Annotated in this window: 11 protein-coding genes; 9 read left to right on the forward strand and 2 right to left on the reverse strand. The window is 68.1% G+C overall.

The window, feature by feature from the left end; all coding sequences use genetic code 11:
* The first annotated feature begins 20 nt into the window (after positions 1 to 20).
* Both OD750_RS21425 and OD750_RS21430 read left to right on the forward strand, forming a co-directional pair.
* Positions 21 to 1790: an ABC transporter transmembrane domain-containing protein gene (locus OD750_RS21425; RefSeq protein WP_263544136.1), complete on the forward strand. Its 1770-nt coding sequence runs from the start codon at positions 21 to 23 to the stop codon at positions 1788 to 1790.
* A gap of 1005 nt (positions 1791 to 2795) precedes the next feature.
* Positions 2796 to 3254 (forward strand): nuclear transport factor 2 family protein, encoded by a 459-nt coding sequence (locus OD750_RS21430; protein WP_263544137.1) that lies wholly within the window; start codon positions 2796 to 2798, stop codon positions 3252 to 3254.
* On the opposite strand, the gene OD750_RS21435 is transcribed toward OD750_RS21430, so the two are convergent.
* Positions 3239 to 4300, reverse strand: coding sequence for a YeiH family protein (locus OD750_RS21435; protein ID WP_263544138.1), 1062 nt, complete (start codon positions 4298 to 4300; stop codon positions 3239 to 3241). The two genes, OD750_RS21430 and OD750_RS21435, sit on opposite strands and share 16 nt — an antisense overlap.
* A gap of 107 nt (positions 4301 to 4407) precedes the next feature.
* On the opposite strand from OD750_RS21435, the gene OD750_RS21440 reads away from it, so the two are divergent.
* From OD750_RS21440 to OD750_RS21470, 7 genes are all read left to right on the forward strand, one after another.
* Positions 4408 to 5304 (forward strand): LysR family transcriptional regulator, encoded by an 897-nt coding sequence (locus OD750_RS21440; RefSeq protein ID WP_263544139.1) that lies wholly within the window; start codon positions 4408 to 4410, stop codon positions 5302 to 5304.
* A 19-nt stretch (positions 5305 to 5323) separates the two neighbouring features.
* The gene (locus tag OD750_RS21445; protein ID WP_263544140.1) at positions 5324 to 6781 is read left to right on the forward strand and encodes a phospholipase D-like domain-containing protein; all 1458 of its coding nucleotides are present in this window, start codon (positions 5324 to 5326) and stop codon (positions 6779 to 6781) included.
* On the forward strand, positions 6778 to 7821 hold the full coding sequence (locus tag OD750_RS21450) for a zinc-binding dehydrogenase (RefSeq protein WP_263544141.1): 1044 nt from the start codon (positions 6778 to 6780) through the stop codon (positions 7819 to 7821). Before OD750_RS21445 ends, OD750_RS21450 begins: the two co-directional genes overlap by 4 nt.
* Positions 7822 to 8387: 566 nt before the next feature.
* Positions 8388 to 11993: an NHL repeat-containing protein gene (locus tag OD750_RS21455; protein WP_263544142.1), complete on the forward strand. Its 3606-nt coding sequence runs from the start codon at positions 8388 to 8390 to the stop codon at positions 11991 to 11993.
* Complete coding sequence (locus tag OD750_RS21460) at positions 11990 to 13744, forward strand: pentapeptide repeat-containing protein (RefSeq protein WP_263544143.1); 1755 nt, start codon at positions 11990 to 11992, stop codon at positions 13742 to 13744. The genes OD750_RS21455 and OD750_RS21460 overlap by 4 nt, the downstream gene beginning before the upstream one ends.
* A 160-nt stretch (positions 13745 to 13904) precedes the next feature.
* Complete coding sequence (locus OD750_RS21465) at positions 13905 to 14453, forward strand: DUF6940 family protein (protein WP_263544144.1); 549 nt, start codon at positions 13905 to 13907, stop codon at positions 14451 to 14453.
* Between the two features lie 146 nt (positions 14454 to 14599).
* The gene (locus tag OD750_RS21470; protein WP_263544145.1) at positions 14600 to 14821 is read left to right on the forward strand and encodes a hypothetical protein; all 222 of its coding nucleotides are present in this window, start codon (positions 14600 to 14602) and stop codon (positions 14819 to 14821) included.
* Positions 14822 to 14911: 90 nt separating this feature from the next.
* Here the strand turns inward: OD750_RS21470 and OD750_RS21475 are convergent, their stop codons facing one another.
* Positions 14912 to 15121: a type I toxin-antitoxin system SymE family toxin gene (locus tag OD750_RS21475; RefSeq protein WP_263544146.1), complete on the reverse strand. Its 210-nt coding sequence runs from the start codon at positions 15119 to 15121 to the stop codon at positions 14912 to 14914.
* Positions 15122 to 15756: the final 635 nt, after the last annotated feature.

Below are 15756 nucleotides of genomic sequence, written 5' to 3' on the forward strand. Positions count from 1 at the left end.
CTCTTCCGAAGCCCTCCGCGATGACCGACACGCCCGCCCCGACCGCAAAGCCGCCGCGCCTGGCTTCGTTGAAGCTCGTCCTGCCGCTGTTGAAGCCGTACAAGAGCCTCTCGTTCGGCTGGCTGTTCTTCCTCGCGATCTCGGCGACGGCCACGCTGTCGCTGCCGGTAGCGGTGCGCCACATGATCGATTCGGGCTTCGCGAACGCGAACGCCGCGAACATCAACGCGAGCTTCCTCGCGCTGTTCGGCCTCGCCGTCGTGCTCGCGATCGCGACGGCGGCGAGGTTCTACTGCGTGACGCTGCTCGGCGAAAAAGTGGTCGCCGACCTGCGCCGGCGCCTGTACGACCATCTGCTGGTGCTCGACCAGGCGTTCTACGAACGCACGCGCGTCGGCGAACTCACCTCACGCCTTTCCGCCGACACCGAACTGGTGCAGACCGTCGTCGGATCGAGCCTGTCGGTCGCGCTGCGCAACGCCGCCACGCTGATCGGCGCGTCGGTCGCGCTCGTCTGGACCAGCCCGCGCCTCGCCGGCTACGCCGCGCTCGTGATTCCGATCGTCGTACTGCCGATCGTGCTGTCCGGCCGGCGTCTGCAGGCGCTGTCGCGCCAGAGCCAGGACCGCATCGCCGACGCCTCGGCGGTCGCGAACGAAACGCTCAACGCGATGTACGCGGTGCAGGCATACGTGCGCGAAAAAGTGGAATCGACGCGCTACGGCGGCGCGATCTCGCGCGCGCTCGCCACCGCGCGCCGGCGCATCGGCGCTCGCGCGGCGCTCACGGCGCTCGTGATCGTGCTCGTGTTCGGGGCGATCACGCTCGTCTTGTGGGCCGGCGCGAAAGCCGTCATGACCGGCGAACTCAAAGCCGGCATCCTCTCCCAGTTCGTGCTGTACGCGGTATTCGCCGGCGGTTCGGTCGGTGCGCTGACCGAAGTGTGGGGCGAAGTGCAACGCGCGTCGGGCGCGCTCGAACGCATCGGCGAGATCCTCGCGACCGAACCGGTCATCCGCACGCCGGACGCGCCGGTCGCGCTCGCGCAGCCGGCGCGCGGCGAAATCCGGTTCGAACACGTGGAGTTCCGCTACCCGACGCGCGCCGACAGCGCCGCGCTGCACGACTTCAGCCTGCACGTGAAGCCCGGCGAAACAGTGGCGCTGGTCGGGCCGTCCGGTGCCGGCAAAAGTACGGTTTTCCACTTGCTGCTGCGCTTTTACGATCCGAACCGCGGCGGCATCCGCATCGACGGCGCGGACCTGCGAGCGCTGTCGCTGACCGATCTGCGCGGCACGATCGCGCTGGTGCCGCAGGACACGGTGATCTTCGGCGCGAGCGCGCTCGACAACATCCGCTTCGGACGCGTCGACGCGCCGGAAGACGCCGTCGTCGCCGCGGCGCGCTCGGCCGAAGCGCACGATTTCATCCTCGCGCAGCCGGAAGGCTATGCGACGTATCTCGGTGAGCGCGGCGTGCGCCTCTCCGGCGGCCAGCAGCAGCGCATCGCGATCGCGCGGGCGCTGCTCAAGGACGCGCCGATCCTCTTGCTCGACGAGGCGACGAGCAATCTCGACGCGCAGTCGGAAGCGGCGATCCAGCACGCGCTCGAACGGCTGATGCACGGGCGCACGACGCTGGTCATCGCGCATCGGCTGGCGACGGTGCTCAAGGCGGATCGCATCGTCGTGATGGACGGGGGGCGCATCGTCGCGCAGGGGACGCACGAGGAATTGTTGCGTCAGGACGGGTTGTATGCGGAGTTGGCGCGGTTGCAGTTTGCGGCATAACCCCGGGGGTTTTTCTTGGATTCGTTGTTGCCCGCGGATCTTCCGCTGTCGCACTTCGCTCGTCATCCCAGCGAACGCTGGGGTTCAGGTCTTGATCGTCGCTTTGTAGCTTTTGCCTGGCTTTCGACAAAGCGTTTCGCCCGCCTGCCGGCGGCCGAGTCACTTCTCTTTGAGTGGCAAAGAGAAGTAACCAAGAGAAACCACCCCGACGGCCGCGGTCTTAAGGGCATCCTGCCCTCCGACTCCGCGAGATCGCTACGGGGTTCGTTGAAGGGCCATCCTGGCCCTGCAACGAACTCGCGCGTATCCCTGCGCGCGACCCTGCGGGCTTTTCCTCCGCAATCTCGCCGCGACCGACGGGGCCCCGTGTGAAGCGGGCGGCTTCCTGCCGCCAGAAGCAACAGCCCATGCTCGGCGATTCCTTAGCTCGTCATTCCAGCGAGGAGCGAAGCGACAACGGCGCAGCCGGCCCGCAGGGCGAGCGACGAAGTCGCGAGTCAAGCTGGAATCCAGCTTTTCGGGCGTCAAGAACAACAGCAAAGGCTGGATCCCAGCTTCCGCTGGGATGACGAGCATGTGGTCTGCGATGCTTTGGCCGTTGCCGTTGCTTCTGGCGGCAGGAAGCCGCCCGCTCTCCCCGGGGCCCCATCTGCCGCGAGCAAGCGCCCGGTGATCAGGCCCGCAGGGGACGCACAGGGATGTGCGTCGTCCGTCGTGGGCCATGGATGGACCATCGACGGACCCCGCCGGGTGCTTGCGGTCCCCGCAGGGCAGGATGCCCGGAGGGGCGCGGCAGCTGGGGTGGCCTTCTTTGGTTACTTTCTTCGGCCAGTCGAAGAAAGTGACTCGCCCGCCGGCAGGCGGGCGAAACGCTTTGTTCAACGCCGGGCTAAAACTACAAAGCGGCCGTCAACGACACCAAAGACACGCAAAACGATACCGAGAAAACAGCCCACCAAACCTCCCCAGTCATGCGAACATCCCCCGAAACCCGGGGAGAAAAAGATGCCCAACCAAGACACCATCAACCGTTTCTACCGCGCCTTCCAGGAGCGCGACGGCGCCACCATGAGCGCGTGCTACGCCCCCGACGCCACCTTCCGCGACCCCGTGTTCGAGCTGTCCGGCGATCGCGTCGGCCTCATGTGGCGCATGCTGACCGAACGCGGCAAGGACCTGCGCGTCGAATTCTCGAACGTCGTCGCCGACGAGAACGCCGGCAGCGCCGACTGGCAGGCGTGGTACTCGTTCTCCAAGACCGGCCGCAAAGTCCACAACGTCATTCGTGCGCGTTTTCGCTTCCGGGGCGGCCTGATCGTCGATCACGTCGACGACTTCGATTTCTGGCGCTGGTCGCGCCAGGCGCTCGGCCCCGCAGGCCTCCTGCTCGGCTGGACGCCGATGCTGCGCGCGAAAGTCCGCAAGCAGGCCGCCGACGGCCTCGACGCCTACGCGAAGAAATAGTTCACGGCCGCACCGCCCGCGACGAGCCAGACGAACAGGAGCGCCGCGAGCGCGAGCGGCTTCGTGCCCGCGCGGCGCACCGCGCCGACGTGCGTCGCGAGACCCAGTCCCGCCATCGCCATTGCCAGCAATGCGGTATCGAGATCGAGCAGGAAAGCCGTCACGCCGACCGGCAGCGACACCAGCGAATTGAGCGCCGCGACAGCGACGAAGCCGAGCGCGAACCACGGCACCGCGACACGGCGCGACGCGCGTTCGGCCCGCGGCTCGCCGCGCGCCAGCGCCGCCGCGAGCAGCACGAGAAACGGCGCGAGCATCATCACGCGCACCATCTTGGCGATGACCGCGGCGATCGCCGCGTACTCGCCGACCGCGCGGCCGGCCGCCACCACCTGCGCCACTTCGTGCACGGTCGAGCCGACGTAGACGCCGAAATCCGTCGCCGACCAGCCGAGCCGCGATACCGCGAGCGGATACAGCAGCGGATACAGGAACATCGCGAGCGTGCCGAACACCACGACGCCCGACACCGCGACCGCCACCTCCTCGCCGCGCGCACGCACGACCGGTTCGGTCGCCAGCACCGCCGCCGCGCCGCAGATCGAACTGCCGGCGCCGATCAGGATCGCGGTCGACCGCGGCAACCCGAACCACCGCGTGCCGGCGAACCACGCGAGACCGAACGTGCTCGCGAGCATCGCCGCGTCGATCGCGACGCCGGCGACGCCGACGTGGCCGATGTCCTGAAACGTCAGGCGCAGACCGTACAGCACGATGCCGGCGCGCAGCAGCCGCTGGCGCGAATAGTCGACGCCGGCCGACGCGCGTCGCGCGAAACGCGGATAGACCGTGTTGCCGACGACGAGGCCGAGCACGATCGCGAGCGTCAGCGCGCCAAGGCCGTGGCCGCGGAACCACGCGGTATCGGCAAGCCCGATCACAAACGCGGCGAGCAGTCCCGCAAGCGCCAGACCCGGCGCCCGAACGAGAAAACGACGAAAGATGGGCAAAACGGGCGGAGCGGCAACGGCGGGCAGCGCGGACATCGGTTTCTTGCGGCAACAACGAAGGCGCGCATGCTGCGCGCCGGACGCTTACCTGTAAAACGGATTGTTTCGGTATAACCTATCGATATTTCCAGTAAGGCTCGCCCATGCGCCTGACCCTGCGCCAGCTGCAGATCTTCGAAGCCGTCGCGCACGGCGGCAGTACGACCGCCGGCGCGCGCGCCGCGGCGTTGTCGCAGTCGGCCGCGAGCGCGGCGCTCGCCGAACTCGAACATCTGCTCGGGGCGCGCGTGTTCGACCGCATCGGCAAGCGTCTGGCGCTCAACGACAACGGACGCGCGCTGCTGCCGATGGCGCGCGCGGCGCTCGAAAGCGCGCGCGCGATCGAGGAGCGCTTCGCCGACGGCGCGTCCGACCGCCTCGACCTGCGCCTGGCCGCGAGCACGACGATCGGCAACTACGTGCTGCCGGCATTGCTCGCCGACTTTCGCGCGACCGCGCCGCACGCGCGCTTCGACGTGCAGATCGGCAACACGCTCGACGTCGTCACGCTCGTGTCGGCGTTCGCCGTCGACCTCGGCCTGATCGAAGGCCCGTGCCACGCGCCGGAGCTGCGCGTGCTGCCGTGGATCGACGACGAACTGGTGATCGTCGCGTCGCCGCGGCACGAGCTCGCGCGCGCCGCGCAGCAAGGCAGGCTCGGCGTGCGCGCGCTGCGCGACGCGCCGTGGCTGCTGCGCGAACCGGGCTCGGGCACGCGCGAAGCGGTCGAGCACGCGCTGCTGCCGCACCTCCACGCGCTCAAGCCCGATCTGACGCTCGGCAGCTCCGAAGCGATCAAGAACGCCGTCGCGCGCGGCATGGGCATCGCCTGCCTGTCGCGTTCGGTCGTCGACGATCTCGTCGCGGCGAAACGGCTCGTCGTGCTCGCCACGACACTGCCGCGCCTGATGCGCCGATATGCGCTCGTACACCACGAGCGCAAGCGGCTGTCGGCCGGACTCGAACGCTTCGTCGCGCACTGTCGCGCCGTCTGCGCGTGAACTCGCTACACTCGATGGCATGACGCAAACGCCCGCAGTCGCGCCGCCGACGACACCCGTACGACGTCTCGCCGAGCAGGCGTTCAGCCGTGCCGCCGGCGCGCCGCTGATCGGCGGCAACCGCGTCGAGCTCCTGATCGACGGGGCCGCGCACTTCGACGCGTGGGCCGATGCGATCGCCGGCGCGGGCGGCTCGGTGTTCCTCGAAAACTACATCATCCGCAACGACCCGGTCGGCCGGCGCTTTCGCGATCTGCTCGCCGAACGCGCGAAAGCCGGCGTCACGGTCTGCGTGGTTCGCGACTGGCTCGGCTGCTTCGGTCTCGACGGCGGCGGCTTCTGGCAGCCGCTGCTCGATGCCGGCGGCGAAGTGCGTTCGTACAACCCGGCGCGCTTCGACAGTCCGCTCGGCTGGATCAACCGCGACCACCGCAAACTCGTCGTCGTCGACGGCGACATCGCGTTCGTCAGCGGCGTGTGCCTCTCGGCGAAATGGCTCGGCGAACCGGAGAAAGGCGTGCCGCCGTGGCGCGACACCGGCGTGTCGCTGCGCGGCCCGGCCGTCGCCGAACTCGCCGCCGCTTTTGCCGACGTGTGGAGCCAGCTCGGCGAGCCGCTGCCCGCCGCGCTACTGCCCTCGCCGTCCGAACCTGCGGGCGACACGGACGTGCGCGTGATCGCGACCGCGCCGAGCACCGCGGGCCTGTTTCGCCTCGACCAGCTCATCGCCGCGATGGCGCGGCGTCGCCTGTGGCTCACCGACGCCTACTTCGTCGGCCTGCCGCCGTACGTGCAGGCGCTGCGCGCCGCGGCGCTCGACCGCGTCGACGTGCGGCTGCTCGTACCCGGCGCGAGCGACATCCCGGCCGTCGCGCGCATGTCGCGCGCCGGCTACCGGCCGCTGCTCGAAGCCGGCGTGCGCGTGTTCGAATGGAACGGCTCGATGCTGCATTCGAAGACCGCGGTCGCCGACTCGCGCTGGGCGCGCGTCGGTTCGAGCAATCTCAATATCGCGAGCTGGATCGGCAATTGCGAAATCGACCTGGCGATCGAAGATCACGCGTTCGCGCAGGCGCTCGAAGCGCAATTCGTGCACGACCTGGAAAACGCGACCGAAATCGTACTGACGAAACAGAAGGTCAAGAAAGGCGCGAAGAGACGCGTACCGAAGAGCGGCAGCGGCGGATCGAGCCGCGCCGCGGCCGGCGCGCTGCGCCTCGCCCACAGCGTGGGCGCAGCGCTCGGCAACCAGCGCGTGCTCGGCCGCGCCGAAGCCGGTGCGCTCCCGTGGGCGACGGTGCTCCTGCTCGCGCTCGGCGTCGTCGCCGTGCAGTGGCCCCGATTGCTCGCGTGGCCGCTCGCCGCCGGCCTGTTCGCACTCGGCTTCAGCCTGTTCGCACGCTACCTGCGCGTGTGCCGCGCGCATCCGCGCAAACCGGCGCAAACGCCGCCGGAAACCACGGAGCCGCCCGCATGAGACGCATCGTGATCGCGCGACCGGGCGGCTACGACGCGCTGCAACTCGTCGACGAACCCGATCCGATACCCGGTCCGAACGAAGTCGTGATCGCCGTGCGCGCCGCCGGCGTCAACTACGCCGACGGCATCGTGCGCATGGGCCTGTACGCGTCGGCGAAGGCGCTGCACGGCTATCCGATCACGCCGGGTTTCGAAGTCGCCGGCACGATCGCCGGCGTCGGTCATTCCGTGCGCGACCTCGCGCTCGGCGATGCCGTGATTGCGCTGACGCTGTTCGGCGGCTATGCCGACCGCGTGTGCGTACCGGCCGATCGCGTGTTCGCGCTGCCCGAAGGCATGGATTTCGCGCACGCCGCGGCGCTGCCCGCGGTGTTCCTCACCGCGTGGTTTCTCGTGCACGAACTCGTGCATCCGCGCGAACGCGACGTGTGGCTCGTGCATTCGGCGGCCGGCGGCGTCGGCGGCGCGCTCGCGCAGCTCGGCCACCTCGCCGGCTGCCGCGTCGTCGGCGTGATCGGTGCGACGCACAAGCGCGACGCGGCGATCGGCGCCGGCTGCAGCGACGTCATCGACAAATCGCGCGAGTCGTTGTGGACGCGTGCCGAAGCGCTCGCGCCGAAAGGCTACCAGGCGATCTTCGACGCGAACGGCGTCGCCACGCTCGCGGCGAGCTATGCGCATCTGGCGCCGGCCGGCAAGCTCGCGGTGTACGGCTTCGCGTCGATGCTGCCGCGCGACGGGCGCGTCAACCGGTTGCGACTGGCGTGGGACTGGCTGTGCACGCCGCGCTTCAATCCGATGAAGATGACGCAGGAAAACCGCAGCGTCGTCGCGGCGAACCTGAGCTTTCTCTCGACGCACACCGAACGCCTGACCGAAGGCATGCGCTGGCTGCTGTCGCGTTTCGCCGCGGGCGAACTCGTCGCGCCGCCGGTGACCGTCTACCCGCTCGCGCACGCGGCCGACGCGCAGCGCGCGATCGAATCGGGCCTGACCGTCGGCAAGCTCGTTCTCGATTGCGCAGATTTGCATTTGTAGGCACGCGACGCAGCCGGCAGCGAACGAACTACGCAGGTATCCGGCATCTTCCAATACGCCCACTGCCGCCTCATGCACTCGTCAGCGCATCGGGCGCACCCTCGCGTCGTTCGATCGCAATCCGAATCCCATCACGCGCGACGCCCGTCCTGCGGTGAACAACTCCCTTGAGGACCGCAGCTGCCGCGCGATCGCTTCGTCGCGATCGCCCGCATTCCTGGCGTAAACCTCCAGACGGAGTTGCTGCCTGTCTGATCTGATACGCGAATCGCCAATCGGGAAAACAAGCGGCAATCGCCGCGGCGAACTATCACTTTCGCGCGACGTCATAGTTTCCTTTTGCGACGTCTTTACAATTTTATGCGAAGCGCATTAGATAGCCGCGCGCAGACCGCTCGCGCGGGTGAACGGTCGCGTCAATCGCATCTGCCGACAGGGGGCACGTGCAAGGCGTCGTCGCTGCGTTGCCGCTTCGATTGCGCCGGGCGCGTTCGCCGCCGGCATTGTCGGATCGATCGCAGCGAACGCCCGAGCGTCCGCTCGCCTTCTCGCACGGGGCATCGATCATGGACAACGCACACGCTGCGACCGAACGCCATCTTCTGCATTTCCAGACGTCGCCCGAATTCGCGGGCGACAGCGAACTGACGTTCTACGCCGGCTTCACGCCGCATCGCGTGCATGCGCACACGCCCGCGACGCTCGCCGACGCGCGCATCGGCAATCCGCTGCTGCAGCGCCTGCCCGATGCGCAGTTCAGCCACTACGTCGAGATCGACCTGCCGGCCGACGAGGTACAGCTGACATATCTCGCGCAGCCGATCTTCATCGACGGCACGCGCACCGAGAACTTCCTGTCGCTCGCGGTGCACGTGCCACGCGAAAGCCGGCGCAAGAGCGCGACGCGCGGCTACGCGTTGCGGCGTGCCGCGGCCGGCAAGCCGCATCCGAAGCTTGCGTGGCTGTTTCGCCACGGCGACGCGGAAAGCATCGCGCAGGCGCTGGCGCAACTGCGCGCGGGCGAGTTCGAGGTCGATTTCCTCGCCGATCTCGTCACGCCGTTCGACACGGCGTCGACGCTGCTGATGCAGCATCCGGGCCTGATCAATGTCGGCGCCGGGAGCGGCGCGCCCGCAACGATCCTGGACGACTGCGTCGCGCGCGGGCTGCGCTGGCGCTCGCGGCTCGTCGATGCGATCGAAGACCTGCCCGGCCGCTGGTCGCGGCGCGTGCCGCTGCTCGACGACGGCAAGCCTGTTGTCGACGACGAAGGCCCCGTGTTCACCGTCGAACTGCACGACCGCGTGGAGCGCACCATCGAGGCGCCGCTGACGGCCGCGCTGCGGTACGCCAACCAGCTCGCGGAACTTCAGGACCAGACCTGGCGCGTGCACTACGGTTCGACGACCGACGAGCACGACGCCGTGGGCGCCGCGATGCGCGACCCGGCGCCGCGCGGCGGCACGCGCTGGACGCTCCAGGCGCTGTCGCGCATGAACGGCCTGCGCACCCACCGCGACGTCGTCTTCGAACCGCCGCGCGACGGCGGCTGGTCGATACACGAAGCGTGGTCGGTCGACGACACGCCGCCGCTGACCGCCGACGTCATCGCCGCGCTCGCCGCGGGACAGGTGTTCGCGCGCGTGGACGCCGTCGGCGTTGCCGGTGCCTGGGTCGGTACGTTCCCGGCGCAGGCGCTGCGCGACGAGCATCCCGCGCAGTTCCACGCGCGGCACGAAAGCGACCGTTCCGGCGCCGACTACGCCACCGTGTCGCTGACGCTCGATGCGCTGCGCGAAGACCTGACCGTCGATCTGGCGCTGACCACGTCGACGTCGGACGATGCGCTGGCAAGCGTCAGCATCGGCGTGCGCGAAGCCGGCGGCGGCGAGCGCATCGTCTTCACCGCGCAGCCGTCGACGCGCGGCAGGTACGGCAACCTGCGCGTGCGCGTCGTCAACGAATGGCTGCGCTACCTCGGCGCGTACGTCGAGTTCTACGACGCGAACGACCGGCCGATCGTGCCGCAGGGCTGGACGTCGAGAATTCCGTTCATCGACGTCCGCGCGATGTTCGACCGCCATCCGACGAAGCGCTACCTCGGCATGCACTCGCCGATCGGCACGGTGTTCGGCGTTCCGCTGCCGCCGCTGACCGACACGCTCAATATTCCCGTGCCCGCCGAAGCCGCCTCGGTGCAGTTGTACTGGGGCGGCCTGGGCACCGGCCGCTTCGACGAAACCGTCTGCGCGGCCGGCATCACCTGCACGTCGGTCATGAACCTGGCCATTCCCGTGATCCTGCTGATGGCCGGCTCGTCGGAACAGGACAGCCGGTTTCTCAACAACCTGATGCGCGATCCGAGAGTGCGCTACGGCGTCTACGCGGCCGGCGCGGCGCTGATCGGCAGCGGCGGCGGCTACGTCGGACTGTCGCAGGATCCCGGCCGCGCGGCGCGAACGGTCGCGCTGGCGATCGGGCCGATTCTCGTGCGCAAGGGCGCGCAGAAGCTGGCCACCTACCTCGTGCGCAAGGCCGGCGAAGGTTTCGCCCGGCGCGCGATTCCGTTCATCAACTTCGCGTTCGCGGTGTTCGACAAGGCCGTGAATCTCGCGGTGCTCGGCCAGACGATCGCCGCGGTGGTGCAGTCGCCGTTCTACTACGCGACGCGGCTGACGCGCACGTTCGACCTGCACGTGAACATCCGGCCCGAGTCCAACCGCTTCCCCGACATCGCCGACGTGCTGCGCGTGCAGGTGCTGTACGACGCGGGCAACTCGCTGCCGCTGTCGGAAACGCGCTTGCCGTCGACACCGGTGCCCAGTCCGATCCCCGTGCGTTTCAACGACATCGCCGCCGGCGGCCGGGTGAGGGTGTTCGTTTTCTTCTATGCCGAAAACGGCTGGCAGGCCGCGATGGGCGCCAGCGCCTGGATGGATGCGCAAGGCCGCGGCGGCAGCAGCGTGCTGGAGATCGACGTCTTCGTCAGGAACGCGCTGATACCGCTGTCGCGCGATTCGGTCTATCGCCATCGCCGCGCGCTGTCGTTCGAAGGCGGAAATTATTTGTGGAAAGATAGACCCGCACCCACGGCGACGATCGGCAATGACGCCGCGCTGCTGGGGCTCGTCGGCATCACCGTGGCGGACTCGCCGGGAATGCTGGCATACGCCTGGCGGGCGAGCGGCCTGAACCTGCCGCGCGACCGGCCCGGCGCGCCGACGAACGAGCCGATGTACGCGATACGCACCGTCTCGATGCTGGCCGACGTCGATGCGCGGCGCGCGCTGGTGCCGGTCGGCTTCGCTCGGCAGTGCGGCGTCGCCTACGACGTCGGCTCGGCCGACGACGGCAGCGGCGCCAACTTCTGGCTCGATCCGTCGCGCGGCGAATTCGACCCCGACACCAACCTCGCCGGCGGCGTGCATCTGCGCCGCATCGCGCTGTCGCTGACCGGCACGCCGCGCTTCGAACCGGGGTCGAACCAGAGCTGGGGACGGTTTCCGGCGCAGATCGACAGCTTCATCGTGCACCCGCAAGGCTATGTCGCGGCGGTCAGCACGGCGCAGTCGAAGCTGTACGTGCTGGCGCTTCCCACGCAGCCGGGCGACGACACGGCGGCGCGCATGGCGAGCCTGTACAGCGGCGACAGCGGCAACACCGACGACGACGCGGCGCTCGACGGTAGTCCCCGCATCGGCCTGATGTCGCAGCCGCGCGCGATCGCCGTCGCGCTCGACGGACGCCTGCTCGTGCTCGAAGACAGCAACCGCCGCGTCCAGAGTTTCGACCTGTCGGGCAATCCCGTGCCCTACTTCCGGCAGGAAGGCTCGGCCGAAAAATCGCCGGTACTCGCGCTGCGCGACGACGGCGCGTCGGCGACGACGTACGTCGACCTGTCGGTGGAAGCGCGCGGTTACCTGTTCGTGCTCGCGCGCACCGGCGCGGGCAACCGTCCGGATCACTATCGCGTCGACATCTACGAGCCCGACGGCACGTTTCTCGTCAGCACGCCGCGCGTGGTGGCGGACAAGATCGCCGTCGACCTGGAGCGCGGCCTGTATACCCTGAACTGGGAAACGTTCGCCGGCGCCGACGAACGCATCGAGCCGTCGGTAAGCCTGTGGGTCGCGCCGACACCGCCGCCGAGCGGCGACGGAGACGGCGCATGAGGCGTTTCGAGGGCAAGTACGGCGCCGGCACGCAGGTTGTGTTCATGATCGAGTACGACCTCGAAAAACACCTCGTGTACGTGCACGACCACCACACGACGCACGTCATTTCGCCGGGCAATACCGTCGCCGTGCCGGGCGGCGACTTCTATCTCTACGCGCTGGTGCACGGCCTGCTCGGCGATCCGTCGGCGCAGGTCGGCTCGCTGCTGGACAACCGCGAAACCGGCATGGAGGTGTTGCAGGTCATCACGCCGGGCGTCACGCAAATGCAGCGGACGCGGCGCTGCGATTCGGCGGACTTCTCGCCGTTCCGCGGCTTCGCCGTCGACCTGACCGATGCCGACCTCTCGGGCGTCGTATTCGGCGCCGTCGACTTCAGGCTCGCGATCGTGCGGCGAACGCGGTTCCACTTCGCGGCGATCCAGCACTGCACGTTCGGCCCGCGGCAGCTCACGGGCCTGGACCTGCGCCACGCGATGCTCGAAAAGGCGAACCTGCGCGCGTTCGACCTCACCGGCACGCTGCTCGACGGCGCGGCGCTGCTGCAGACGAACCTCACCGAAGCGACACTCGAACGCGCCTCGCTGCGCGGCGCGCAGCTCGACGAGGCCATCTTCGACCGCGCAAACGCCGCCGGCGCGGCGTTCGACGGCGCGCTCGGCGTTGCGCTGAGCTTTGCCGGCGCGACGCTGACCAATGCGACCTTCGAACGCGCGCGACTGGGCCAGCCGGAATTCGCCGGCGCGACATTGGCCGGCGCGTCGTTCAAGGACGCGCTGCTCGGCGCGGCGCGCTTCGCGGCGAAGCCGCAAGGCCCCGGCGCGGCCGACCTCACCGGCGTCGACTTCGACAACGCCGACCTGATGGCGGCGGACTTCACGGGCGCCGACCTGACCGTGTGCAAGATGCCGGCGCGACCGCCGCGGTTCGGACGAACCGTCGAGCGCCGCACGCGCTTCGTGCGCGCGAAGCTGACGTCCCGGTTTCTCGGCAACGACTGGTCGTTCATCGACGCCACCGACGCGGCGATCGACATCGATGCGTCGATCGAAAGCGCGCGGTTGAGGGCCGAGGAGGCGATCCTGCCGAAGATCGTGTTCGCCGGGCGCAACCTGAAGGGTGCCGATTTCACGCGCGCGAAAATGCAGGAAGCCCGCTTCGGCGGCTGCGTACTGGTCGAGACGTCGTTCGACGACGCCATGCTCGAGGGCGCCGACTTCACCGGCGCGAACCTGGAAGACGCGAATTTCAATAATGCAAAACTGCCGTCGTCCGTATTCGCCGAAGCGTGGCTGTACGGCGCGACGTTCGATCACGCATTGCTGCTGAATACCAACTTCTCGTCGGCGATGCTCGTACAGGTGGATTTCCGCAACATCGTAGGCAACGCGCTCGCGGGCGTGAACTTCGCGCGCGCCTGCCTCGTGTCGGCCGATTTTCGCAACGTCAACGCATCTCCCGCAGGCGCGACGCGAACGACGTTCTCGGTCGCATGCCTCGCCGGCGCCGACTTCAGCGCCGCGTTGCTCGGCAACGTGATACTGACCGGCGCGCAGCTGTCGTCGGCCAACGGCTCGATCGTGGTCTCGCATACGTGGAGACCGAACGGCAGAACCATCTACTACACGCCGACGATACTGCCGCCCGCCAGGACGGGCTCCGACACGACGTGCCCCGACGGCGGTCGCGGTCCGTGTTCGATCGAACGCCTCAGGTCGGTGCCCGTGCCGGACGCGTGGCGTCCGTAGCGCGAGCGGCTAACATGAATCGATGTATGCGCACGCCGCTTGAGGCATGGAAAGAAGAACACGTCGTGCAGCCGCATCGGCTCACCGATCGGCTGCAGCCGCTTGAGGCCACTGCATGAAACCCTTGTGGCGAATAGACAAGGAAACATCGGGTTCCGGCGTGACACGATGGATCGTCGCAGGCGCGGACGATGCGCGCGCCTCGTTCGACCAGGTCCTCGGCCTGCTCGAAGGCGATGCCGGTTTCGTCGACGCCTGGAGCGAAGCGTTGATCGCCTGCCCGATGCAAGCTTATTGCTGGGAATGCCCGCCGTTCCAAGCGACGACGATGAGCCGGCCGTTCGAATGCGTGCTCGTCGAAAGCCCGCTGCTGGAACGCGCCGAACCGGACCCCGCGCCGTTCGCCGAATACTTTCGCGCCGACCGGGAGGTCGTCGTATTCGCGAGCCTCGGCAAGGACGCGACGCTGATCGCGCCGTGTCCGCGCAACGGGCGCGACTTCGCGCATCTGGGCCGGTTCATGCGCAACGCCGACACGGCGCAAAGACGCGCGCTGTGGCGACAGGTCGGCATCAGCGCGCGCCGCGCTGTCGGGCGCGAACCGATCTGGCTCAGCACGGCGGGACTCGGCGTGTCTTGGCTACATGTCCGGCTCGATACGCGGCCGAAGTATTACCGGTATGCGCCGTATCGGATGGCGTTGCTGTAAGTGTCGGGGCGATAATCATTGCGAGATCACGCCCAATTCGCTCTTCCTTGAAGCAACGGTGCGAAATGTGGACGTTGGGACAACCAAGGAGCGGAATCGATGACTCTCAAGGCATCGACCGATCTACTGAGAGGCAGGCGGATGCGATGAAGAAGGTTGTAGGACGCGGCGGATTTACAACTTGCGGGAAGTTCGTTCGCGCTGCCGCGAGCGAGCACATCGACGAAGAACTGACCGGCGATCTTGGAGAGGCAGAAGCGTTTCGCGCGGCCTGGGAAGAAGGGATTAGCAGCGGCCCGGCACGCGAAGTCGACTTTGAAGCGTTGAAAGCTGCGGGTCGGAATATTCTGAAAGCAGCCCGCGCCTGACCAGATCGGAGAACATCTCGAAGACGGCAGGCGCGGATTGCATTCGAAAGAGCGGAAGCCTCGACGCGCGAGGCTTCCGCGGTAGTGGCGTCAGGCGCGGGTCATGACGAGGCGGCCGCGGGTGATGAGGATGACGACGAGATCGTTCGATTCGAAGCCGGCGTTCGACAGCCAGTCGCCGCGCAAGCGGATGTACGGGACAAGGCGTTCGGTGAAACCGCCGTTGGTGGAATAACGTGACGTACCGATGCGGATGCGCTTTGTGGAGGATGCGGAAGATTTATGCTTTGGCTTGGCCATGATCCACCTGTATGCAGTGGGTTGTGGTTAGCGAACGGCGTGGGTGCAACCGCGCCGTTCGCGCTTTGGCCCTTGAGCGATTGGTCGCTGCGGGCGACCTTTCAGAGAGCACCGCGCGGAAGGCCGTCAAGGATTCGGTTCTATCGAACTTGCGCAGTCCTTGACGGCCTGAGCACGGTGCTAGGCTGAGACGACCGCAGCGAGCTTTGTATTGCGTTCGAAGCTGCGAGCTTTGGCTTCTCGCCGGACGAAACGACAACGAAGACCGAAGCGTCGCCCCCTCACCCAACCCTCTCCCCCAAGCGGAGCTTGGGGAGAGGGCTTTGCGCGGCGCAACCCGGCGTCTACGTGTTTACTTTGCGCAAAAAGCTGGATACCGGCCTTCGCCGGTATGACGGCTCTGTAGAAGCGCCGCGCTTCGGCCGTCACCGTCACCGTCACCGTCACCGTCGCCGTTGCCGTTGCTTCTGGCGGCAGGAAGCCGCCCGCTCTACCCGGGGCCCCGTCGGTCGCGGCGAGATTGCGGAGGATCAGCCCGCGCAGCGGGTGGGCGCAGGGATGTGCGCAGTTCGTTGACGGGCCATGGATGGCCCATCAACGAACCCCGGAGCAAGCTCGCGAAGTTTGCGGGCATG

This window comes from Tahibacter soli, assembly GCF_025717065.2.
Taxonomy (GTDB): Bacteria; Pseudomonadota; Gammaproteobacteria; order Xanthomonadales; family Rhodanobacteraceae; genus Tahibacter; species Tahibacter soli.